Raw genomic sequence first — 22740 nt, 5'->3', positions numbered from 1 at the left:
GATGTCTCCCACCGAGACCCCGGTGCGCGACCCCGCCACCGCCACGCCGGGCCGCGCCCGGCACGCGGCCCCCCTCGTGCCGGGCAGCCGCGGGCGCGTCGTCGGGATCGACGCCGCCCGGGGCCTGGCGCTGCTCGGGATGATGGCGGTCCACGCGCTCTACGTCTCCGACGCGGCGGGCGCGCCGACCTGGGTCGGGCGGATCGCCTCCGGCAACGCCGCGGCGCTGTTCGCGGTGCTCGCCGGTGTCGGCGTCGCGTTCATGACCGGCCGCACGCGCGTCACGGGCGCCGGGCCGGCCCGGCGGGCGGGCGCCGCGCTCGTCGCCCGCGCCGGGGTGATCGGGCTGCTGGGGCTCGTGCTCGGCAGCGTCACCGAGGCCGAGGTCGCGGCGGTGATCCTCCCCGCCTACGCGGTGCTGTTCGTGCTCGCCGTACCGCTCGTGCTCCTGCCGACCCCTCTGCTCGTCGGCGGCGCCGTGCTCGGGGCCGCCGGGCTCCCCGCGCTCAGCCACCTCGTGCGCGCCGGGATGCCCCCGCCCGCGCTCGCCAACCCGTCCCTCGGCCGGCTGGTCACCGACCCGACCGGGCTCCTGCGCGAACTCCTGGTGACCGGCACCTATCCCGCGCTGACGTGGATTCCGTACCTCGCGATCGGCCTCGCCCTCGGCCGGGCCCACCTGCGCTCGCCGCGGTTCGCCGCCGGGCTCGCGGCCGGCGGCGCCGCCCTCGCGGCGGCCGCGTCCGGCGCGTCGGCGTTCCTGCTCGGGCCCTGCGGCGGCCTCGCGACCCTCTCCGCGACGTCCGCGGCGGCCGGCCTCGACCCGGCCGACCTACGGGAGATCCTCGCCTCCGGCGCCGACGGCACCACCCCGACGACGACGTGGTGGTGGCTCGCGGTGGACGCCCCGCACACCTCGACGCCCCTCGACCTCGCCCGCACCACCGGCATCGCGCTGGCCGTCGTCGGGGTCATGCTCTGCCTCGACGCGGCGCAACGACCGTCCCTGCGCGCCGCCGTGACGGTGCTGCGGGCGCCGCTCGCCGCCGCGGGGGCCATGACGCTGACCCTCTACACCGCGCACGTGCTGTTCCTGAACTCGCCGTTCGACGTCTACGCGCCGGTGCCCGGCTACATCGTGCAGGTCGTCGCGGTGCTCCTGCTCGGCCTCGCCTGGCGGGCCACCGCGGGCCGCGGTCCGCTCGAGACCGTCGCCTCGGCCGCGGGTGCCCGCGCGGCACGGGCGCTCTCCCCGGAGCGAGGGTCCACACCCCCCTGACGTCGGGTTCTCCCTACTCCCCGATCCTCGCCGCGCCGCGAGGCTCGTGGTCGTCCCGCTCCTCTCCCCTCCCCGGGACCCCGAACACGGAGACGACCATGACCTACCACCTCGGCGTCGACCTCGGCACGACGATCACCACCGCCGCCGTCGCGCGGGACGGGAAGGTCGGCGTCGCCACCCTCGGCGAGCACAGCGCGGCGATGCCCTCGGTCCTGTACTGGGGAGCGTCCGGCCCGCCGCTGGTCGGCGACGCCGCCGTGCGGGCGGCCGCGACGGACCCGTCCCGCGCGGCGCGCGAGGTCCGCCCCCGCGTCGCCGACCCGACGCCGCTGCTCCTCGACGGCGCGCCCTTCGCCGCCACCGCCGTGCTCGGCGCCATGCTGCGCCGCGTCGTCGACCTCGTCGCGGAGCGCGAGGGCGGCGCCCCCGACGGCATCGTGCTGACCCACCCCGCCACCTGGGGTGACGAGGAGCGGGAGGCGTTCGCGGGGGTCGCGGTCAGCCTTGGGCTCGGCGCGGTCTCCCTGGTCTCCGAGCCGGAGGCGGCCGCGGCGCGGTACGCCGCCCGCGAGGGGCTGCGCGAGGGCGGCGGGGTCGCCGTCGTCGACCTCGGCGGCGGCAGCGTCGACGCCACCGTGCTCGTGCACCGGGGCGGGGCGTTCACGATCGTCGGACACCCCGAGGCCGTGTCGTACCCGACCGACGCGCACCCCACCGACGACGCCGCCGTGGCCGGGCTGCACCGCGCCCTCGCGAGCGCCCGGCGCCTGCCCGGGGACCTGGACGCCGTCGTGCTCGTGGGGTGGAGCACCCGCACCGGTGCGATCGCCGCGGCGCTCGCCGACGAGCTCGGGCGCCCGGTCTCCCTCGAGAACGAGCCCGAGCACACGGTCGCGCTGGGCGCCGCGGACCTCGCGGCCCGGGGCCAGCAGAACGGGGCCACGACGTCCGTGCCGGTCCCCCGCACCCAGGTGGTCGCCGCGAGGGCGGGGCGCTCCCGGCCGGCCCCACGGCAGGGCCCTCGGAACACCGCGAGCCTGCCGTCCACGTCGGTCGACGCGGACGTCCCGGCACCCGCCCTGGCCCCGGCGCCCCGGCGCCGCGCCCCCCGTCGCGGGCTCACGGTCGGCCTCGCCGCGGGAGCGATCGTCCTCGGGATCGTGGGGGGCGGCGCGTTCGCGCTGACCGGCGCCGCGTCCCCGGCCGCCGCCTCGGCGCCGCTGCCGCAGGTCTCCGCGCCGTCGACGGCACCCGCGACCCCCGGCCCGACCGTCGCCGAGCCCACTCCGACCACCACGGCGACCCCGACCACCGCGGCCCCGGCCGTCGCCCCGGTCGCGGAGCAGAGCAGCACCACCCCCACGACCACCACCCCCACGACCACCACCGCAACCACCGAGCGAACCCCTCGCTCGACCACCGAGGGCTCGCCGAGCCGTCCCGGCTCGCACGGAACGACCGGCCACGGCACCACCGGCGGCGGCGAGCACGGCACGGGCGGCGGCTCCGGCACGGGCGGTGGCTCGGGCGGCGGCTCGGGCGGCGGCTCCGGCTCCGGCTCGGGCTCGGGCTCCGGCTCGGGCTCCGGGTCCGGGTCGGGCTCCGGCTCGGGCTCCGGCTCCGGGTCCGGCTCGACGCCGGGCGGCACGACGCCGAGCCAGTAGGGGTCTACGAACGGACCGCCGCGAGGGCCTCGGCCAGGCAGGCCGCGGTGAGCGGGGTCGGCCGGTCGAAGGCCTCCCGCACGATCGCGGCGCCGGTGACGTCGTGGCCTGCGGTGTCGTCGTTGGTGATCACCACCGTCGCCATCCCGGCGGCCAGGGCCGCACGCAGCCCGGGCCCGGAGTCCTCCACCGCCACCGTCCACGTGGCGTCCACACCCAGGCGCGACAGGGCGAGCAGGTAGGCCGCGGGGTCGGGCTTGAGCGCGGCGACGTCGTCCCCGCAGATGACGACCTCGGCGGTGTCCGCGCCGATCAGGTGGGCGAGCAGCGGCTCCACCCACGCGCGTCGCCCGGTGGTCGCGACCGCGATCCGCACCCCGTGGGAGCGCAGGTCGTCGAGGAGCTCGGGCAGGCCCGGCCGGGGGTCGATCTCCCCGCGCCGGACGATGTCGACGAACAGCTCGGTCTTCGTCCGGTGGACGCGCGCGGCGATCTCGTCGGCCTCGGCCGCCGGGACGCCCTCCTGGCGCAGTGCGTAGGCGACCCGCCGGCGCCCGCCGGTGACCACCAGCAGCTCGCGGTAGCGCTCGACGTCCCACCGCAGGTCCACGCCGTGCTGCGCGAAGGCCTCGTTGAACGCGACCCGGTGACCGTCGCGCTCGGTCTCGGCGAGGGTGCCGTCGACGTCGAACACCACGGCGGCCGGGAGGTGCGTCACGGCGTTCACCGGGCCGCGTCCGTCAGGTGGTAGAGCAGCAGGAGCTGGGCGATCGCCAGCGGCTCGCTGCGGGCGTCGCCGAGGCGCCCGAGGCACTCCGGGGTCTCGGTGTCGGGCGCGCCGAGCGCCGACCAGATCGCCTTCTCCACCCCGAGGCTCTCCTCCCGTGGCACGTAGCCGTGGACGTGGAGGGTCTCGACGGGGCGGCCGTCGGGGTCGCGCTCGAGCTTGAGGTGCATCGCGCGGGAGAGCCCGGACTGCAGCACGTCGGTCAGGTCGGGGTGGTCGATGGTCGGGCGCATCATCAGCGACGCCGACAGGGACGTGCCTGCGGGGTCGTCACGGCCCTCGATCGGCGCGAACCGGACGACGAGGTCGGCGTTCTGGCGCTGCGGGCGGATGTACGCCGCGGACTCCTCCTCGCGACGCTCGAGCTCGGCGAGCACCTTCTCCTGCGTGTAGCCGCGCTTGCTCGTGTCGCGCGCGACCTTCCATCCGCGCCGGATCTCCTCGGGCGGGTCGAGGAACACGGTGACGTCGAAGCACGCCCGCGAGAGCTTGCTCCAGAGCGGGAAGAGCCCCTCGACGATGACGAACTCGGCCGGCTCGACCAGCTCGGGACGCACGAGCTCGCCCGTCGCGTGGTCGTACACCGGCTTGAGCACCGGGTTGCCCGTCGCGAGCAGCTGCAGGTGCTGCTCCATGATGTCGAGGTGGTTGCAGTCCGGGTGGAGCGCCGTGAACGGCAGTTCCTTGCGCTCCTCCCGGTCGTAGCGGTGGTAGTCGTCGGTGCACAGCGATACGCACCGATCGGGACCGAGAGCCTCGACGAGCCCGCGGGTCATCGTCGTCTTGCCGGCGGCGCTGTCACCGGCGATCGCGAGCATCACCGGCCGCGTGACCAGGCCGTCACCGCCGGCGCGCCGCATGCGCAAGGACTTGTCGGGCACGAGGTCTCCTCTCGTCGGCACCGACGCTAGGGCGACGCGCCGTTCACCTCTCCCCCGCGACGGGGGGTGGTACGGGGGAGAACAGCCATAGGGTGGACGGATGACCGGGACCACGGCGCAGCAGTCCGGTCCGTTGCGGGTGGTCGTGGTGGACGACCACGAGATGGTCCTCGTCGGCCTCAAGGCCATGCTCACGCCGTTCGCCGGCCGGGTCCGTGTGGTCGGCACCGCGAACGGCGCCGAGGAGGCCCTCGACGTCGCCCTCTCGCTGACCCCCGACATCGTGCTCTGCGACGTGCGCCTGCGCGGCGACAGCGGGCTGGATCTGTGCCGCACGCTGGCCGAGCGGGCGCCGGACCAGAAGGTGGTGCTGCTCTCGGTGTACGACGACGAGCAGTACCTCTACCAGGCGCTGCGCGCGGGCGCGGCGGGCTACCTGCTCAAGCACATGGGCGGCGAGGAGCTCGTGCGCCACCTCGAGCTCGCCGCCACGGGGACGACCGTCGTCGACGCGACGATGGCCGGGCGGGCGGCGGCGTCGGCGGCCCGGATGGAGCGCGACGAGTTCTGGCCCGGCGCGCACCTGGGACTGACCCAGCGCGAGAGCGAGGTCCTCGCCCTGCTCGTCGCGGGCCACAGCAACCGGGCCATCGCGGGCCAGCTCGTCATCGGCGACGAGACGGTCAAGAGCCACGTCCGCTCGCTGCTGCGCAAGCTGCAGGTCCCGGACCGCACCGCGGCCGTCGCGGCCGCGCTGCGCGAGGGGGTGTTCCGGTGACCACGCGGGGCCTCGGCCTCGACGACCCGCAGCGCGAGAACGAGGTCCTGCTCGCCATCATCGAGGCGACGACGAGCGGCCCCGGCGTCGAGCCCCTCGCCGGGGCGGTGGCCCGGGTGATCACCGGGGCCACCGCGACGGACGTCTGCTTCGTGCACGTCCTCGACGACACCGAGCGCTCGCTGACCCTCGCCGGGGCGACGCCGCCGTTCGACGCGCAGGTCGGCCGGGTCCGGCTGCCGCTCGACACCGGCGTCACAGGATGGGTCGCGAGCCACCGCGAACCCGTGGTGATCACCGGCGACAAGCGGGCCGACCCTCGCTACGTCGCCATCCCGGAGCTCCACGGCGAGCAGTACACCTCGATGGTGTCGGTGCCGATGGAGAGCGAGCCGGTGGGGCTGGCCGGGGTCCTCAACGTGCACACGGTCGCGCACCGGGAGTTCGACGACCGCGACGTGCGCGTGCTGACCGCGATCGGCAGCCTCGTCGCCGGCGCGCTGCACCAGGCGCGGATGCACCGCAGGCTCGCGGCGCGCGAGGAGGCGCACGGCCGGTTCGCCGAGCAGATGATCGCCGCGCAGGAGGCCGAGCGTCAGCGGCTGGCCCGCGACATCCACGACGGCATCTCCCAGCGCCTGGTGACGCTCTCGTACCACCTCGACGCCGTCGCCACGTTCCTCGGCCGCGACGAGGCCGCAGCGGCCCGCACGGACCTGACCACCGCGTCGGACATGGTCCTCACCACCCTCGACGAGGCCCGCGCCGCGATCGGGGCGCTGCGCCCGCCCGTCCTCGACGACCTCGGCCTGTCCGGCGCGCTCGCGGCGCTCGCCCGCGGGCTGCCCGAGGTGCGCGTGGCCCTCGACCTCGAGGACCGCCGGCTGCCCGAGCACGTCGAGGTCGCGCTCTACCGGATCGCCCAGGAGACGCTGCAGAACGTCCTCAAGCACGCCGGCGCGGAGGAGGTCACGGTGCGTCTGACCACCGGATCGACCGGCGTGCGGCTCGAGATCGCCGACGACGGCGTGGGGTTCGACCCCGCCGAACGCACCGCCGACCGGGCGGGCACGGACGGCGCCGGCTACGGCCTCGCCTCGGTCCGCGAGCGCGCGGAGCTCGTCGGGGGCTCCGTGCGGGTCACCTCGCGGCCGGGGACGGGCACGACGGTGACCGTCACCGCACCCGTCGACAGTGAGCCGTTCGACGAAGTGTCGCCGCGCAACACTTGATTGTCCTTCTCAGCGACCACGCCCACTCTCGAGGCATGGCCGACCGATGGAGCGCGGGTGTCATCCCCTACGCGGAGATGGGCTACTGGCAACCCGACTACGAACCCAAGGACACCGACATCCTGTGCGCGTTCCGCGTCACGCCGCAGGAGGGGGTGCCGCCGGAGGAGGCGGGCGCCGCCGTCGCGGGCGAGTCGAGCACCGCCACGTGGACCGTGGTGTGGACCGACCGCCTCACGACCTACGAGCACTACCAGGCGAAGTGCTACCGCGTCGACGCCGTGCCCGGGGTCGACGGCCAGTGGATCGCCTACATCGCCTACGACCTCGACCTCTTCGAGGAGGGGTCGATCGCGAACCTGACCAGCTCGATCATCGGGAACGTCTTCGGCTTCAAGCCGCTCAAGGCGCTGCGCCTCGAGGACATGCGCATCCCGACGCAGTACGTCAAGACGTTCCAGGGTCCGCCGCACGGCATCGTCCAGGAGCGGGAGTATCTCAACAAGTTCGGGCGCCCGCTGCTCGGCGCCACCACGAAGCCCAAGCTCGGGCTCTCCTCGCGCAACTACGGCCGCGTCGTCTACGAGGCCCTGCGCGGCGGCCTGGACTTCACCAAGGACGACGAGAACATCAACTCGCAGCCGTTCATGCGGTGGCGGGACCGCTACCTGGCCTGCATGGAGGCGGTGAACAAGGCCCAGGCCGAGACGGGCGAGGTGAAGGGTCACTACCTCAACATCACCGCCGGCGACATGGAGGAGATGTACGAGCGGGCCGAGTTCGCCCGCGACCTCGGCAGCGTCATCGTCATGCTCGACCTGACCGTCGGCTACACGGCGATCCAGTCGATGTCGAAGTGGGCGCGGCGCAACGGCGTGATCCTGCACCTGCACCGTGCCGGGCACGCGACGTACACGCGGCAGAAGAACCACGGCGTGAGCTTCCGCGTCATCTCCAAGTGGATGCGCCTCGCCGGCGTCGACCACATCCACGCGGGCACCGTCGTCGGCAAGCTCGAGGGCGACCCGGCGTCGGTGCACGGCTTCTACGACGTGCTGCGGAAGAACTCCTACGCCGCCGACCCGTCGAAGGGGCTCTTCTTCGACCAGGAGTGGGCGTCGATGCCGGCGACCCTGCCGGTGGCCTCGGGCGGCATCCACGCCGGGCAGATGCACCAGCTGCTGCACCACCTCGGCGAGGACACGATCCTGCAGTTCGGCGGGGGCACCATCGGCCACCCCATGGGCATCGCCCAGGGCGCCGAGGCCAACCGCGTCGCCGTCGAGGCGATGATCAAGGCCCGGAACGAGGGCCGGGACTACCTGGCCGAGGGCCCGGACATCCTGCGCGACGCCGGGAAGCGCAACAAGCCGCTCGAGATGGCCCTCTCGACGTGGGGCGACATCACCTTCGACTACGCCTCGACCGACACCGTCGACGCCACCCCGACCCCCTCGTAAGGAGGATCCCGTGCGCATCACCCAGGGCACCTTCTCGTTCCTGCCGGACCTCACCGACGACGAGATCCGGCTCCAGATCGACTACGCGCTCGCCCACGAGTGGCCGCTGTCGATCGAGTTCACCGACGACCCGCATCCCCGCAACACCTACTGGGAGATGTGGGGCCTGCCGATGTTCGACCTGCAGGACCCGGCGGCCCTGCTCGACGAGGTCCGCGCCTGCCGCGAGGAGCACCCGGAGCACTACGTCCGGGTCATCGCGTACGACGCCTCGCTGGGGCGCCAGACCGTCGCGCTGTCGTTCCTGGTCAACCGGCCGTCCGAGGAGCCGGGCTTCCGCCTGGAGCGCCAGGAGGGCAAGGACCGCCAGATCGCGTACACCACCCACGCGTACGCCACCGACCGTCCGTCGGGACAGCGGTACGGACGCGCGGACTCGGGTCGCGGCGCCCGGAGCAACGGCCATGGCCGCTGACGGACGGACCTCGTTCGGGACCTCGGGTCGCTCGGCCGCCGTCTCCGACGAGACGGCGGCGGAGGCCGAGGAACGCCGACGGGACGAGGAGGCGCTCGCGCCCGACGACACCGTCGACCTGGGCGAGGTCCGCCGCGAGGCCGGGGTCGACGACGTCCTCGACGCCCTCGACCGCGAGCTGGTCGGGCTGGCGCCGGTGAAGGATCGGCTGCGCGAGCTCGCGGCGCTGCTGGTGGTCGACCGCGTCCGGGAGCGGTTCGGGATCACCGCCGACCGGCCGACCCTGCACATGTGCTTCACCGGCAACCCGGGCACCGGCAAGACGACGGTCGCGCAGCGGATCGGCGAGCTGCTGACGGGCCTCGGCTTCCTGCGCCGCGGCCACGTGGTGACGGCCACGCGCGACGACCTCGTCGGCGAGTACGTCGGGCACACCGCGCCGAAGACCAAGGAGATCGTCGGCAAGGCCCGGGGCGGCGTGCTGTTCGTCGACGAGGCGTACTACCTGCACCGCCCGGGCAACGAGCGGGACTACGGCGGGGAGGCGATCGAGATCCTCCTGCAGGCGATGGAGGACCACCGCGACGACCTCGTCGTCGTCCTCGCCGGCTACGCCGACCGCATGGCCACGTTCTTCGAGGCCAACCCGGGGATGCAGAGCCGGGTCGCGCACCACGTCGACTTCCCGGACTTCACGGCCGACGAGCTGGTGACCATCGCCGAGGGCATGGTCGCCGACCAGGGGCTGCGTTTCTCGTCCGAGGCGTACATCGCACTCCACGAGTACCTGGAGCGGCGTCGCGAGCAACCGTGGTTCGCGGGCGCCCGCAGCGTGCGCAACGCCCTCGACCGCGCCCGGATGCGCCAGGCACGGCGTCTCGGCGAGGGCGGGGACACCGAGGTCGGCCTCGCGGACCTCACGACCCTCGAGGCCCCCGACCTCCGCGCCAGCCGCGTCTTCGCAGGCGGCCACCGCGCTGACTGACCCCATGTGAGCGAACTTCGGGGCTATAGGCCCGAAGTTCGCTCACATAGGGTCGGCGCGCGTGACCACCACCGCGCGCCTGCGGGCGTTCGTCGCCCTCGCCGACCACGGGTCGGTGCGCGCGGCCGCGTCGGCCCTCGTGGTCACCGAGTCCACCGTCTCCGCCGCGGTCCGGGCGCTGGGCGAGGAGATCGGCGTCGCGCTTCTCGAGAAGGAGGGGCGCGGCGTGCGCCTCACCGCCGCCGGCGCGCGCTACGCGGGCTACGCCCGCCGGATCCTCGGCCTGCTCGACGAGGCCACCGCCGCCGCCCGGAGCGAGGCCGACCCGCGCCGCGGCCACGTACGCCTGGGCGCGGTGACCACGGCGGGCGAGCACCTGCTCCCCGCGATGCTGGCGTCGTTCCGCGCCCGCCAGCCGGACGTCACCCTCGGCGTCGAGGTCGCCCCGAGTGCGGTGGTGTGGCCGATGCTGCGCCACCACGAGGTCGACGTCGTCGTCGCCGGCAGCCCGCCGGGCGACCTCCCGGCGCGCGTGCGGGCGGTGCGGGACAACACGCTCACGGTCGTCGGCGCGCCCGGGGCGGACGACGGGTTCGACCCCGCCGGCGCCACCTGGCTGTTGCGCGAGCACGGGTCGGGCATCCGCACGACGCTCACGAGCCTGCTCGAGGACCTGCCCGGCGCGACGTCGCAGCTGATCATGGGGTCGCACGGCGCGACGATCGCCGCGGCACGGGCCGGGCTCGGGGTGACGCTGGTGGCGCGCGAGGGCGTCGCCCGTCTGCTCGCGGAGGGAGCGCTGGTGGAGCTGCCGATGGCGGGGGTCCCGATCTCGCGGCCCTGGCACGTCGTCACCCACCCCGACGCCACCGCCAGCACCGAACTGCTCGTCGGCCATCTGCTCGCCGACGAGACGCTGGGGTGGCGCCCGGCCTGACTCGGGCCGCGAGGACGCGATCGACCTCGCGGAGCGGCCCGTCGGGGGCGGCCGGGCCCCGCCACGATCCAGCGCCGAGCGCCCCGGACCTCACCCGTCGGCGACGACACCCAACGACGGCGGCCGGCGACGCGAGCGGCGCTCGACGCGATCCGTCGAGTGGACCAGGCGCAGATCCGGCACCGCGGCCTCGTCCGGATCCGACCCGGCCCCGTCGTCGAGGAACTGCAGCGCCTCGACGAGATGGCGCAGCAACGCCTCCCGCGGGATCGCGCGGGAGATCCACACCTGGCGGGTGTCCGCGTCGGCCACCCAGGCCGTCCGCCCGTCGAGCGGCACCCAGTAGACGCTGACCCCGGCCTCCGCCAGCAACGGCAGGGCGGCCAGGGGCTCGGGCGCGGACTGTGATGACCCGGTCATGCACCGTCATCCGTGTCGGCCACGGGATCGGATCGAAAGTGGGTGCATCCGGACCGATCACCCCTCGCAAGGGATGCAACCCGTTGATCGGGTCGGGTCAGGCGTCGACCTGCGAGGCGGCGAGGCGACTCAGGACCGGGCGCATCGTCGCCACGAAGGCCTCGGGGTGGGTGATCATCGATCCGTGGGCGCCGGGCATCTCCACGAGCGGGGCGTCCAGGGCCTCGGCCGCCCACTGCGCCGCCTCGTACGCCCAGTGATGGGTCGCCGCGGGATCCCGGTTCTCCCTGCCCGCGACGACGACGCAGGGCACCGCGATCGACGCGAGCTGGTCGGACGTGGGCATGCTGCTCAGCGCCGATCTCATCTCGAGACCGAAGAGGACCTCGCCGTCGCCGAGCATCCGCTCACGGAAGTCGGGATCGAGGGACTCGTACCCCGCGTCCCCGTCGGCCCAGCGCAGGAACATCTCCATGGCCCGCGACAGCCCGCCCTGCGCCATGGCGGCGCCGAGGCGCTCCTGGAGTGCGGCGAACGTCTCCTGCGCGCCCGGCGTGACCACGAAGGCCGGTTCGTGGAAGACGGCGCCCCGCAGCACGTCGGGGCGCCGCAGTGCGAGGTTCGCCAGGATGATCCCGCCGGCGCTGTGCCCGTGGACCACGGCGGGTGCCAGACCGAGCGCCTCCAGCAACGCGGCGGCGTCGTCGGCCTGCTCGTCCGTCGGCGCCTCGGTCCAGTGCTCCGGGCGGGGGCTGCGCGAGTTGCCGCGACGGTCGTAGCTCAGCACCGTGTACTCGTCCGCCAGGGCGTCGGCGACCTCGGGCCAGAAGCCGGCGTCACCCGGGCCACCCGAGATGAACATCAGCGGCGGGCCGTCGCCCCGGAGCTCGTAGTAGAGCGTGGTGCCGTTGGCCGTGATCGTGGGCATGCCCGTCAGGGTCGCGCGCCCGCCTGGGGCGGAGGGACCTCGGCGGCGGGAACTGCGTACGTGGGGGGGCCGGCCCGGGCGGGTGCCCGGACCGGCCCACCGGTCGCGCGCGGGCAAGCACCGCGGTCGCGACCGGCGTTCGGTGGAGCGGGTCAGCCCACCCGGATGCCGGCGGGCAGGCGGGTGCCCTCCCCGGCCAGCGGGTCGGAGTCGCACGCCCGGTCAGGACGGCGCACCGACAACGTCAGCGGCACCGGGCCGCCGGCGTCCTTCTTCTGCGGGCTGGTCCGGTGCGAGTGGTCCAGCGAGGGCTTGGGGATCACCGCGTCCATCTCCAGCTTCGCCAGCTCGCGCTCGCCGTTGCCGAGCACGCACTCCGGGTCGGGCCCGTCGAGCGGCAGACCGGTGAAGAACTTCGCAGCCATGCAACCGCCCTGGCAGGCGTCGTAGTGCGAGCACTTCGTGCACGCGCCCCCCGACTGCGGCCCGCGCAGCTCCGCGAACAGCTCGCTGTCCTGCCAGACGGTCGTGAACCCGCCCTCGGAGCGGACGTTGCCGGCGAGGAACTGCTCGTGGATGGCGAACGGGCAGGCGTAGACGTCGCCGACCGGGTCGATCAGGCACACCACGCGCCCGGCGCCGCACAGGTTGAGCCCGGGCAGCTCCTCGCCGAACGCGGAGAGGTGGAAGAACGAGTCGCCGGTGAGGACGTCCTCGCCGCGCGCGACGAGCCAGTCGTAGAGCTGGCGCTGCTGCTCGCGGGTGGGGTGCAGCTCGTCCCACGAGTCGGCGCCGCGTCCGGACGGGCGGAAGCGGGTGATCCGCAGCTGGGCGCCGTAGCGGTCCGCGATCGCCTTGAAGTCGTCGAGCTGGTCGACGTTGTGGCGGGTGACGACCACGCTGATCTTGAACTGGCCGAAGCCCGCCTCGTAGAGGTTCTCCATCGCGCGGATCGCCGTGGCGTACGAGCCCGGGCCGCGGACGTGATCGTTGACCTCGGCCGTCGCGCCGTCGAGGGAGATCTGGACGTCGACGTAGTCGGTGGCGGCGAGCTGGGCGGCCCGTGCCTTGTCCAGCTTCACACCGTTGGTGGAGAACTTGACGCCGACGTCGTGGGCGATCGCGTAGTCGAGCAGCTCCCAGAAGTCGCTGCGCACGGTCGGCTCGCCGCCGCCGATGTTGACGTAGAAGACCTGCATGCGCTGCAGCTCGTCGATGACGGCCTTGGCCTCGTCGGTCGACAGCTCGTTCGGGTCGCGCCGTCCCGAGCTGGACAGGCAGTGCACGCAGGACAGGTTGCAGGCGTAGGTGAGCTCCCAGGTCAGGCAGATCGGGGAGGTCAGGCCTTCGACGAAGTGCTCGACGAGCTTCATGAGGTGGTGTCCCCCTCGGTGGTGGAGCGGGGCTGGATCGTGCCCGCCTTCGCGAGGCCGGCGAGGGCCTTGAGGTACTGCTGCCGCTGGTGCGCGGGAACCTCGGCCACCTCGAGGGCGCCGTGGACGTCGGGCTGGTCGGCGAGGGCCTCGACGACCCGCACGAGCGCACGGGTCTTGAGGAACGACAGCCGACGGGTGTGGAAGTCGTAGACCAGGGCGCCGAACGACTCCGGGCGCACGGACACCGAACCGGAGATCCGGTACGGGGCGTCCGCGTCGAAGTCGTCGACGCCGGCGGGGGCCGCCTTGGGACCGGCCCCCGCCGCCGTCGTCGTCATCAGTAGACGCCGCACATGCCGTCGATCGAGACCTCTTCGACGAGGGTCTCCTCGACCAGTTCCTCGTTCTCCTCCATCGCGTCCTCCTCACCAGCGGGTGCCTCGGGCGCTGGGAACGCTAAGCGGCACTCGGTGCCACCGCCAGACGTTGTCCGGGTGGGAAACGCCCGTCCGTTCGGTGGGGGCGTTCACGGGCGCGACTTGGTACGTGATGCTCTGGAGGTGACGACTCGGGTGACGAGCAGGAGCGCGCGACGGGTCCCGGTGGCCCGGCGCCTCGAGGACGTGGCGCTCGAGCTGTTCGCCACGCAGGGCTTCGACGAGACCACCGTCGACGAGCTCGCGGTCGCCGGGGGCGTCGGCCGGCGCACGTTCTTCCGGTACTTCCCGACCAAGCTCGACGTGGTGCTCGGCGAGCTCGATGAAGGACGGGCCGGGCTCGTCCGTGCGCTCGCGGCCGAGCCGGGCGACGACCCCGTGGCCGCGGCGCGCGCCGCGTTCCTGGCCGTGAACCACTACGCCGACGCCGAGCTGCCCGCCCTGCGCCGGCGTCTCGGGCTGATCGAGGACGTCCCGGAGCTGGCCGCCCGGGCCACGGTGCGCTACCGCGACTGGGAGCAGGCCCTCGCGTCCGACGCGGCCGGTCGCTGGGGCGTCGACGTCGGCGGGCTGCGCGCGCAGGTGTTTGGTCGGGCCGTGGTGGCGGCGATGCGCGCGGTGTTCAGCGCCTGGCACACGCGGCCGGAGGCCGACGCCGACGCGCTCGGCGCGCTGGTCGAGGAAGCGTTCGACGCCCTCTCGCGGGGATTCTCGACGTCGTGAGCGATCTGATCGATCTCGACCCTGCGTCGGCCGACCCGCCCTACGAGCAGCTCCGCGCCCGGATCAGCGAGCTCGCCCGCTCCGGCGGGCTGGCGCCCCACACCCGCCTGCCCGCGGTGCGCCGCCTCGCCACCGACCTCAACATCGCGCCCGGCACCGTCGCCCGCGCCTACCGCGAGCTCGAGGCCGCCGGGGTCGTCGAGACCCGCGGGCGCCTGGGCACGTTCGTCGTCGGCGACGGGGGCGCACCCGACCCGGCGCGCGAGCTCGCCGCGGAGTACGCCCGGCGCGTGACGGCCCTCGGCGTCTCCCCCGAGCGCGCCCTGGACCTGGCCCGGGCGGCGCTCGCCGACCCCTGATCGCGACGTCGGCACCGACCTCACCGTGGGAGTGCGCGGTTCCCGTGATCAGCGAGCCCGGTCGGCCCTCGTAGAGATCGACATCGACCGTGAGGGCTCGCTCACCGCGCGGCGACTCACCACGGCACCTCGACCCGGTCCTCCCACAGGCGCCCGGTGGGGGCGGGGTCGGAGGGGGTCGAGTCCCGGCGCGCGAGCCACAGGGCGGTGTCGACGCCCTGCTCGATCGACCGGGGCGCGTCGGGCCCGCCCATGTCGGTGCGGCAGTGGCCGGGACAGGTGGCGTCGACGAGGACGCCGCGGCGGCCGAGCGCCAGCTCGTGGGCCAGGTTGCGGGTCAGCGCGTTGAGGCCCGCCTTGGCGACGCGGTAGGGGGCGAGCCCGCCCGCCGTACCCGGCCCGGACATGCGTCCGAGGCACGCCGACAGGTTGATCACGCGGCCCCACCGGCGCTTCGCCATCCCCGGCACCAGCGCCGAGATCAGCGCGAAGGGGGCGTCGAGGTCGACGGCGCGCACGTCGCGCCACTCGTCCACCGTCGTGTCGAGGGTCTTCGAGCGCTTCGCGCTCATCACGGCGGCGGCGTTGACCAGCACGTCGACCTCGAGCCCGTCGACGCGCGCGGCGATCCCGTCGACGTCGGCGAGGTCGTGCGCCAGCGCCTCACCGCCGAACCCCGCCACGGACTGCGCGAGCGCGTCGGGGTCGCGGGCCATCCCGATCACGCGTGCCCCGGAGGCGGCCAGCCCGCCGGCGATCGCGCGCCCGAGCCCCCGGCTCGCGCCGGTGACGAGCGCACACCGTCCGGCCAGGTCCTCGGTCACCCGCCGGAGGTTCCCCGTGATCCGCTCACCCACCCGCCACCGTTGTCACGTACAACTGGCAACAGCGGGGAGTCGACAACGCCGCACGATGGGCAGGCGCCCCACCTGTCCGAAGGTGCAGGACGGGCACCGTCGCCGTGGTCGGGATCACCGCGTACCCCTGTCGCCGTGACCGGCGCCACGCCTAGCGTCACGCCGGATCACGAGAGACCCCGCGGGTGCGCGGGCCCTCGGACCTGACCCCGACGAGAGGACCAGCATGCAGGTAGACGAGCTGCTCAAGCCGTTCCCGATCAAGGAGTTCCACCCCTTCCCGCGGGCGCTGCTCGGGCCCGGCTCGCACGAGCTGATCGGCCCCGAGGCCCTCAAGATGGGCTTCAAGAAGACGCTGATCATGACCTCCGGCCTGCGCGGCACGGACATCGTCCACAAGATCTCCGAGTCCATGAAGTGGCACGGGATCGAGACGGTCATCTACGACCAGGTCGAGTCCAACCCCAAGGACTACAACGTCATGGACTCGGTGAAGCTGTACCAGGAGAACTCCTGTGACAGCTTCGTCTCCATCGGCGGCGGCTCCTCGCACGACGCGTGCAAGGGCGCCCGCATCTCGGTGGCCCACGACGGCCGCAACGTCAACGAGTTCGAGGGCTTCAACCAGTCCGAGAACCCGAAGAACCCGCCGCACATCGCGGTCTCGACCACGGCCGGCACGGGCTCGGAGACCTCGTGGGCCTACGTCATCACCGACACCACGACCGACCCGAACAACCCGCACAAGTACGTCGCGTTCGACGACAACTCGGTGACCAGCCTCGCGATCGACGACCCGGTGCTCTACTACGACTGCCCGGTCGACTTCACCGCGCAGTGCGGCTTCGACGTGCTCGCGCACGCCTCGGAGCCCTACGTCTCGCGGCTGAACTTCGAGCCGAGCCTGGGCAACGCGATCCGGGCCATCGAGCTCACCAACAACCACCTCCGCGAGGCCGTGTGGAACGGGCAGGATCTGCCCGGCCGCGAGGGCATGATGTACGCGCAGTACATCGCCGCCCAGGCGTTCAACTCCGGTGGCCTCGGGATCATCCACTCGATCTCGCACGCGGTGTCGGCCTTCTACGACACCCACCACGGCCTGAACAACGCCGTCGCGCTCCCGCGCGTGTGGGCCTTCAACATGCCGGTGGCCTACAAGCGCTTCGCGCGCATCGCCCAGGCCATGGGCGTGGACACGACGCACATGACCGACGTCCAGGCCGCGGAGGCCGCGCTCGCCGCCGCCATCCGTCTCCTGCGCGACGTGGGCATCCCGGAGAAGTTCACCGACGTCACCCAGGACTCGTACTCCAAGAACCGTCTGGGCAAGGGCCCGACCAAGTTCTACGAGAACGAGAAGACGATCACGGGCAACGACGCCGACGTGGACCGCATCACCAACCACGTCCTCGGGGACGCCTGCACGCCGGGCAACCCCAAGGAGTGCACCTTCACGACGGTGCGCCCCGTCGTCGACCACTGCCTCAACGGTGACCTCGACGACCTGCTGAGCTGAGCTGACGTACCACCCGGTGCCCGGCGGGGGCTGAACTTCCTTCAGCCCTGCCGGGCACCGGCGTGTCTTCCGGGACACACTGAAGAGGACGGGGCCGCGCCCCGTCTCCCGAAAACGAGAGGAAGCGCTGCGTGAGCACCCCGACCGACCAGACCGCGTCCCCCTTCGGCTCGGTCGACGAGGTCGTCGACGCGCTCGCCGAGCACGGCTACATCGCCGACCGGCGCCTGGCCACGACGGTGTTCCTGCTGACCCGCCTCGAGAAGCCGCTGCTGCTCGAGGGCCCTGCAGGAGTGGGCAAGACCGAGCTCGCCAAGATGCTCGCCGTCGCCACCGGCCGGCGGTTCCTGCGCCTGCAGTGCTACGAGGGCCAGGACGAGACCAAGGCCCTCTACGAGTGGGACTACGGCAAGCAGCTCCTCTACACCCAGATGCTCCGCGAGAAGATCGCCGAGATCGTGCAGGACGCCCCCGACATCCCGTCGTCGGTGGAGAAGATCAAGAACCAGGACAGCGTGTTCTTCTCGGAGGACTTCCTCGCCGAGCGCCCGCTGCTCGAGGCGATCCGCTCCGACGAGCCCGTCGTGCTGCTGATCGACGAGGTCGACCGCGCCGACGAGGCGCTCGAGGCGGTGCTGCTCGAGACCCTCGGCGAGTTCCAGGTCTCGGTGCCGGAGATCGGCACCTTCGTCGCCAAGCACGCCCCGTACGTCATCCTGACCAGCAACAACACCCGTGACCTGGCCGCCGCCCTCAAGCGCCGCTGCCTGCACCTGTTCCTGGACTACCCCACCGCGGAGCGCGAGCTGGAGATCGTGCGCTCCAAGAACACCGGGCTGCCCGAGGCCGCCGCCCGCGAGCTGGTCGAGGTGGTCCGCGGCCTGCGCGAGCTCGAGCTGCGCAAGGCGCCGAGCATCTCCGAGACCATCGACTGGGCGCGCACGCTGGCCGTGCTCGGCATCGACGAGCTGAACTCGCAGGTCCTCTCGGACACCGTGAGCGTCGTCGTCAAGTACGACAAGGACGTCACCAAGGCCCTCGGCGCGCTGCCGAAGCTCGTCGACCCCAACGCCGAGATCGCCGACGCCCACGGGCACGGCCACGGTCATGGCCACGGGCACGGCCACGAGGACAACGGGCACTCGAGCGGGCCCGCGCCGACCACGTCGCGGCCCGTCCTCGACGACGAGGACGACGGCCCCGACGGCCGGGCGGTCCGCGCGGCGAAGGACGAGGAGGGCCGCCACGCCGGCGTGTACGGCGCGCCGGGTCGCGAGTACCAGGAGAAGGCCCGCAGCGGCGAGACCGAGCCGCCGAAGAAGCGCCCGGTGAGCTCCGGCCAGGGCACCCGCTCCTTCGGCGCGGGCCTCGGCAAGCGCCGCGCGCTCTAGCCGCACCGACGCAGAGGAGGGCCCCGCTCATGGAGGCCAGCATCCATCGCTTCGTCCGGCTGCTCCGTGTCCGGCAGGTGCGGATCTCCACATCGGAGGTCCTCGACGCCATGCGCTGCGCGCGGGAGCCGGGCGTGCTCGCGGACCGCGAGACGCTCAAGGCCGCCCTGCGCGTCTCGCTGGTCAAGGACATCCGCGACGAGGAGTCGTTCGACGAGATCTTCGACGCGTTCTTCGCCCTGGTGCGGATCGGCGCCGAGGACCGCGGGCACGGCCACGGGCACGGGCACGAGGACCTCTCCGACGACGGCGCCCTGGAGAACTTCACGCTCTCCGAGGAGCCGAGCGAGACCCCGCAGGAGGGTCACGACCACGGCACGCCCGTGGACATCAAGGAGTTCTTCGACCCCGAGGACATGGCCCAGCAGTACAACCTGCACCAGGAGGCCAACAAGATCGACCTCGCGGCGATGACCGACGAGATCGTCTTCTCGAAGGACGGCGCCACCGACGAGACCGGCACGGGCGAGAAGGTCCAGATCGAGACCGACCGCCTGCACGGCGGCGGCCTGCCCGGCGACATCGCGACGGACTCGGGCACGAAGGTCGACGCCGACCTCAACGTCGCCCAGCAGGAGGCGCTGCTGGGGTGGCTGCAGGGCGTCGAGGACGGGATCCGCGACGAGGGCGACGAGACCGATGCGTTGGCGCTGCGCCGGCGCCTGGCCGGGATGCTCGAGAACCTCCCGGAGGCCATCAAGCGCCACCTCGAGCGCCTGCTGGAGATCGAGCAGCGGGTGATGGACGGCGGGCACGCCGACGAGGACGCGCACCGGGCCGAGGTCGACCGGGCCGAGGAGCACGAGCGCCAGCAGCTCGAGGACTCCCTGCGCCGGCTGGCCAAGACACTGCACGGCGCGCTGACCCACAAGCGGCGCGAGTCGGCCCGCGGGCGCATCGACCCGGGGCGCACGATGCGGCGCAACATGCGCTTCGACGGCATCCCGTTCCGCCCCGTGACGGTCGAGCGCACCGAGGACAAGCCGCGCCTCGTGATCCTCGCGGACGTGTCGCTGTCGGTGCGGGCGACGGCGCGGTTCACGCTGCACCTCGTCCACGGCCTGCAGGACATGTTCGGCCAGGTGCGCTCGTTCGCGTTCGTCGCCGACCTCATCGAGGTCACCGACCTGTTCGCCGACCACACCGTCGAGAACGCCCTGGGGCTGATCTTCGGCGGCGACCTGCTCGACGTCGACGCGAACTCCGACTACGGGACCTCGTTCGGGACGTTCCTGGAGGACCACGGGTCGGCGGTGAACCGGCGCTCGACGGTGATCGTCCTCGGGGACGGGCGGGGCAACGGCAACGACGCCAACATGGAGGCGTTCGCCGAGATCACCCGCCGGGCGCGGGAGACGATCTGGCTGACCCCGGAGCCCCGCTACTCGTGGGGCCTGGGCGCCTGCGACCTGCCGCGCTACGCGGAGTTCGTCGACCGCATCCGCGTCGTCCGCGACCTCACCGGGCTCTCCGAGGTCAGCCACGACATGGCGGCCGAGATGATCGGGCGATGACGGGGCGATGACCGTCCGCGGCTCGCCCACCCCCACGACCCCTCCGGCCGCGGGCTCGGTCCGCATCGATCCGCTGGCCCCGTCCCACCCGGGGCGGTGGGAGGACGGCGGGATCGTCGTCTGCCACGTCGACCGGGCACCCGTGCCCGTTCGCCTCGTGGCCGCGCGACCCCCGGAGCGGGTCACCGACCACTTCGAGGTGCACCGGCCGGGCGACCGCCTGCTCGTGCTCCACCGGCTGCGCCCCGACGAGCTCGACGACGACATCGCCGGGCTCGTCGCGGGCGAGCTCTCGGGCGTCGTGACCTCGGCGGCGGACTTCGAGCGGGTGTTCACCGGGATCGTGCGCTCGACGATCAGCGACCCGCTCACGGCGTGGTCGACGTTCTACGCGAACAGTCTCGCCGTGCTCCGCCACCCCCGCGAGCCCGCCGACCCTCTCGCGCCGCCGGAGTCGTCGCTCGCGGGCTTCGCCCCGGTGCACGAGCGCGCGGTCGCCGAGATCCGCGGGCGCACCGTCCTCGACGTCGGCTCGTGCTTCGGGTTCCTGCCGCTACGCCTCGCCCAGGAGGGGTTCGCGGTGGTCGCGACGGACCACACCCCGGGGACCATGGGCCTGCTCGGCGCCGTCGCCCGGCGCCGCGACGAGGCGGTGCGCACCGTCGTCGCCGACGCCCGGCACCTGCCCGCGGCGGACCGCTCGGTGGACACCGTCACCGCCGTGCACCTGCTCGAGCACCTGCCCGCGCAGGACACGGTGACCGTGCTCGAGGAGATGCTCCGTGTCGCCCGCCACCGCGCGGTGGTGGCCGTGCCCTACGAGGACGTCCCCGAACCCGTGTACGGGCACCTGAGGACCTTCGACCACGCCGCCCTGCACGCGCTCGGCGAGCGCTCCGCGCACCCGTTCACCGTCGCCGACGACCACGGCGGCTGGCTGGTCGTCGAGGTGGGCTGACGCCCATGTGAGCAGTTCGGAGTGCTGTGGCACTCCGAAGTGTTCACGAGCGCGCAGCGCACCCCTTCTAGAGGTCCTCGGGCGGCTGGACCTCGCGACGGAGGATCTTGCCCGTCGGCCCCTTCGGCAGCTCGTCGAGCAGCCAGACGTGGCGGGGGTACTTGTAGGCCGCGACGCGCTCCTTGGCGAACGCGCGCAGCTCGTCGACACCGACCTCAGCGCCGGGGCGCAGGGCGACGGCCGCGCCGACCTCCTCGCCGAGGTCCCGGTCCCGGATCCCGACCACGGCCACCTCGGCGACCGCCGAGTGCTCGTAGAGGGCCTCCTCGATCTCGCGCGGGTAGACGTTGTAGCCCCCGCGGATGATCAGCTCCTTCTTGCGGTCGACGATGAAGTAGTAGCCGTCGTCGTCGCGGCGGCCGACGTCGCCGGTGCGGAACCAGCCGTCCGGCACCGACTCGGCGGTCGCCTCGGGACGGCCCCAGTACCCCTTCATCAGACCCTCGCCCCGGATGGCGATCTCCCCGGGGTCGTCGCCGGTGACGTCGTTGCCGTCGTCGTCGACGAGGCGCAGCTCCATGCCGGCGACCGGGGTGCCCACCGACCCGGCCTTGCGCTCGGCATGGGGGTGGTTGAACGAGGCCACCGGCGAGGTCTCCGAGAGCCCGTAGCCCTCGAGCACCACGCACCCGAAGGTCTCCTCGAACTCGCGGAGCACCTCGACCGGCATCGCCGAACCGCCGGAGATGCAGGAGCGCAGGGACGACACGTCGTACTGCTCGCGGTCCTCCACGTGCAGCAGGCCCGCGTACATCGTGGGCACGCCCTCGAAGACCGTCACGCGGTCGCGCCCGATCATCGTCAGCGCCTTCGTCGCGTCGAACCGCGGCAGCAGCGTCAGGCAGGCGCCGGACAGCACCGCGGAGTTCAGACCGCACGTGAGTCCGAAGACGTGGAACAGCGGCAGGCACCCCATCACGACGTCGTCGGTGCCGAGCTCGGTGAGGGTGCGCGAGGAGACCCGGGCGTTGGTGGCCAGGTTCGCGTGGGTCAGCTCGGCGCCCTTGGGCGAGCCCGTGGTGCCGGAGGTGTAGAGGATCACCGCGGTGTCCTCGTCGTCGCGCTCGACGGGCTCCTCCACCGGCGTGCCGGCGAGCTGTGCCTCGTCGGGCCCGGCGGCGCCGACGGCGACCACCTCGATGTCGCGGCCCTGCGCGGCCTCGCGCGAGGCGTCGGCGGCGGCGTCCCACGCGAACACCACCGAGATGCCCGCGTCGTCGAGGTAGTACTCGATCTCCCGGCCCTTGAGCAGCGGGTTCATCGGGACGACCACGCAGCCCGCCAGCACGGCGCCGTAGAACACGATCGGGAACGCCGGGACGTTCGGGAAGACCATGCCCACCCGCGCGCCGGGCTCGACGCCCCGCGCCCGCAGCAGGCCCGCGACGCCGCGCGCGGCGTCGAGGAACCGTTCGTACGTCACGACCTGGTCGTCCAGACGCAGCGCCGGACGATCGCCGTGCTCCTTCGACGTCTCGACCAGCGCCGTCGCCAGATTCGTCATCGTCGACTCCCGTGTGTCGGCCCGCATGCGCGGTTGGGCAGCACGGTGCCCTGTTCGGCGCTCGGCCAACCGCCTTCCGGCGGACAGGGAGGTCAGATCGGGCAGCCCTGCCCGCGGGCGGCGGCCTGGTCGTCGAGGCGGAACATCGGGCCG

At 73.3% G+C, this 22740-nt stretch carries 23 protein-coding genes; 14 read left to right on the top strand and 9 right to left on the bottom strand.

What is annotated here, in order from left to right:
- Window position 1 precedes the first annotated feature (1 nt).
- Together PH189_RS27470 and PH189_RS27465 are read left to right on the top strand one after the other, a co-directional pair.
- A complete protein-coding gene (locus PH189_RS27470) occupies window positions 2–1279 on the top strand; it encodes a heparan-alpha-glucosaminide N-acetyltransferase domain-containing protein (RefSeq protein ID WP_274192047.1) in 1278 nt (425 codons plus the stop codon).
- Between the two features lie 98 nt (window positions 1280–1377).
- The gene (locus tag PH189_RS27465; protein WP_274192046.1) at window positions 1378–2946 is read left to right on the top strand and encodes an Hsp70 family protein; all 1569 of its coding nucleotides are present in this window, start codon (window positions 1378–1380) and stop codon (window positions 2944–2946) included.
- 4 nt (window positions 2947–2950) lie between these two features.
- Here PH189_RS27465 and PH189_RS27460 read toward each other — a convergent pair whose 3' ends face one another.
- Both PH189_RS27460 and PH189_RS27455 read right to left on the bottom strand, forming a co-directional pair.
- A complete protein-coding gene (locus PH189_RS27460) occupies window positions 2951–3673 on the bottom strand; it encodes an HAD-IA family hydrolase (RefSeq protein ID WP_274192045.1) in 723 nt (240 codons plus the stop codon).
- Entirely contained in the window at window positions 3670–4614 is a 945-nt protein-coding gene (locus tag PH189_RS27455; protein WP_274192044.1) for a phosphoribulokinase, read from the bottom strand. The genes PH189_RS27460 and PH189_RS27455 overlap by 4 nt, the downstream gene beginning before the upstream one ends.
- Window positions 4615–4714: 100 nt before the next feature.
- On the opposite strand from PH189_RS27455, the gene PH189_RS27450 reads away from it, so the two are divergent.
- From PH189_RS27450 to PH189_RS27425, 6 genes are all read left to right on the top strand, one after another.
- A complete protein-coding gene (locus PH189_RS27450) occupies window positions 4715–5392 on the top strand; it encodes a response regulator (RefSeq protein ID WP_274192043.1) in 678 nt (225 codons plus the stop codon).
- Window positions 5389–6624 carry a GAF domain-containing sensor histidine kinase gene (locus PH189_RS27445; protein WP_274192042.1) on the top strand — a complete coding sequence of 412 codons (1236 nt, stop codon included), beginning with the start codon at window positions 5389–5391 and terminating at the stop codon, window positions 6622–6624. Before PH189_RS27450 ends, PH189_RS27445 begins: the two co-directional genes overlap by 4 nt.
- Window positions 6625–6659: 35 nt before the next feature.
- Window positions 6660–8084, top strand: coding sequence for a form I ribulose bisphosphate carboxylase large subunit (locus PH189_RS27440; RefSeq protein WP_274192041.1), 1425 nt, complete (start codon window positions 6660–6662; stop codon window positions 8082–8084).
- A gap of 10 nt (window positions 8085–8094) precedes the next feature.
- Window positions 8095–8559: a ribulose bisphosphate carboxylase small subunit gene (locus tag PH189_RS27435; RefSeq protein ID WP_274192040.1), complete on the top strand. Its 465-nt coding sequence runs from the start codon at window positions 8095–8097 to the stop codon at window positions 8557–8559.
- Window positions 8549–9544 (top strand): AAA family ATPase, encoded by a 996-nt coding sequence (locus PH189_RS27430; RefSeq protein ID WP_274192039.1) that lies wholly within the window; start codon window positions 8549–8551, stop codon window positions 9542–9544. Before PH189_RS27435 ends, PH189_RS27430 begins: the two co-directional genes overlap by 11 nt.
- A gap of 61 nt (window positions 9545–9605) precedes the next feature.
- Window positions 9606–10481: a LysR family transcriptional regulator gene (locus tag PH189_RS27425; protein ID WP_274192038.1), complete on the top strand. Its 876-nt coding sequence runs from the start codon at window positions 9606–9608 to the stop codon at window positions 10479–10481.
- Window positions 10482–10571: 90 nt separating this feature from the next.
- Here the strand turns inward: PH189_RS27425 and PH189_RS27420 are convergent, their stop codons facing one another.
- The 5 genes from PH189_RS27420 to mftA form a co-directional block, all read right to left on the bottom strand.
- On the bottom strand, window positions 10572–10901 hold the full coding sequence (locus PH189_RS27420; RefSeq protein WP_274192037.1) for a hypothetical protein: 330 nt from the start codon (window positions 10899–10901) through the stop codon (window positions 10572–10574).
- Between the two features lie 97 nt (window positions 10902–10998).
- On the bottom strand, window positions 10999–11829 hold the full coding sequence (locus PH189_RS27415) for an alpha/beta fold hydrolase (RefSeq protein WP_274192036.1): 831 nt from the start codon (window positions 11827–11829) through the stop codon (window positions 10999–11001).
- Between the two features lie 152 nt (window positions 11830–11981).
- Window positions 11982–13202 (bottom strand): mycofactocin radical SAM maturase, encoded by a 1221-nt coding sequence (gene mftC / locus PH189_RS27410; RefSeq protein WP_274192035.1) that lies wholly within the window; start codon window positions 13200–13202, stop codon window positions 11982–11984.
- A complete protein-coding gene (mftB, locus tag PH189_RS27405) occupies window positions 13199–13543 on the bottom strand; it encodes a mycofactocin biosynthesis chaperone MftB (protein ID WP_274192034.1) in 345 nt (114 codons plus the stop codon). Before mftB ends, mftC begins: the two co-directional genes overlap by 4 nt.
- Entirely contained in the window at window positions 13543–13620 is a 78-nt protein-coding gene (gene mftA, locus PH189_RS27400; protein ID WP_274192079.1) for a mycofactocin precursor MftA, read from the bottom strand. The genes mftB and mftA overlap by 1 nt, the downstream gene beginning before the upstream one ends.
- 157 nt (window positions 13621–13777) lie before the next feature.
- Between mftA and PH189_RS27395 the strand changes: the two genes are divergently transcribed.
- Entirely contained in the window at window positions 13778–14365 is a 588-nt protein-coding gene (locus PH189_RS27395) for an acyl-CoA-like ligand-binding transcription factor (protein ID WP_274192033.1), read from the top strand.
- Window positions 14362–14724, top strand: coding sequence for a GntR family transcriptional regulator (locus PH189_RS27390; RefSeq protein ID WP_274192032.1), 363 nt, complete (start codon window positions 14362–14364; stop codon window positions 14722–14724). Before PH189_RS27395 ends, PH189_RS27390 begins: the two co-directional genes overlap by 4 nt.
- A gap of 116 nt (window positions 14725–14840) precedes the next feature.
- Here the strand turns inward: PH189_RS27390 and PH189_RS27385 are convergent, their stop codons facing one another.
- Window positions 14841–15548, bottom strand: a complete 708-nt coding sequence (locus PH189_RS27385; protein ID WP_274192031.1) for an SDR family NAD(P)-dependent oxidoreductase — start codon at window positions 15546–15548, stop codon at window positions 14841–14843.
- Window positions 15549–15807: 259 nt separating this feature from the next.
- On the opposite strand from PH189_RS27385, the gene mdo reads away from it, so the two are divergent.
- From mdo to mftM, 4 genes are all read left to right on the top strand, one after another.
- Complete coding sequence (mdo, locus tag PH189_RS27380; RefSeq protein WP_274192030.1) at window positions 15808–17100, top strand: NDMA-dependent methanol dehydrogenase; 1293 nt, start codon at window positions 15808–15810, stop codon at window positions 17098–17100.
- A gap of 131 nt (window positions 17101–17231) precedes the next feature.
- Complete coding sequence (locus PH189_RS27375) at window positions 17232–18491, top strand: AAA family ATPase (protein ID WP_274192029.1); 1260 nt, start codon at window positions 17232–17234, stop codon at window positions 18489–18491.
- A 29-nt stretch (window positions 18492–18520) separates the two neighbouring features.
- Window positions 18521–20065 carry a VWA domain-containing protein gene (locus PH189_RS27370; RefSeq protein ID WP_274192028.1) on the top strand — a complete coding sequence of 515 codons (1545 nt, stop codon included), beginning with the start codon at window positions 18521–18523 and terminating at the stop codon, window positions 20063–20065.
- Window positions 20066–20072: 7 nt separating this feature from the next.
- Entirely contained in the window at window positions 20073–21023 is a 951-nt protein-coding gene (gene mftM, locus PH189_RS27365; protein WP_274192027.1) for a mycofactocin oligosaccharide methyltransferase MftM, read from the top strand.
- 67 nt (window positions 21024–21090) lie between these two features.
- On the opposite strand, the gene PH189_RS27360 is transcribed toward mftM, so the two are convergent.
- Window positions 21091–22587: a long-chain-fatty-acid--CoA ligase gene (locus PH189_RS27360; RefSeq protein ID WP_274192026.1), complete on the bottom strand. Its 1497-nt coding sequence runs from the start codon at window positions 22585–22587 to the stop codon at window positions 21091–21093.
- Window positions 22588–22740: the final 153 nt, after the last annotated feature.

This window comes from Actinomycetospora chibensis, from assembly GCF_028737215.1.
Classification (GTDB): Bacteria; Actinomycetota; Actinomycetes; order Mycobacteriales; family Pseudonocardiaceae; genus Actinomycetospora; species Actinomycetospora chibensis.
The sequence above is the reverse complement of the archived record's forward strand: the minus strand, read 5'-3'. Positions and strand labels throughout refer to the sequence as shown.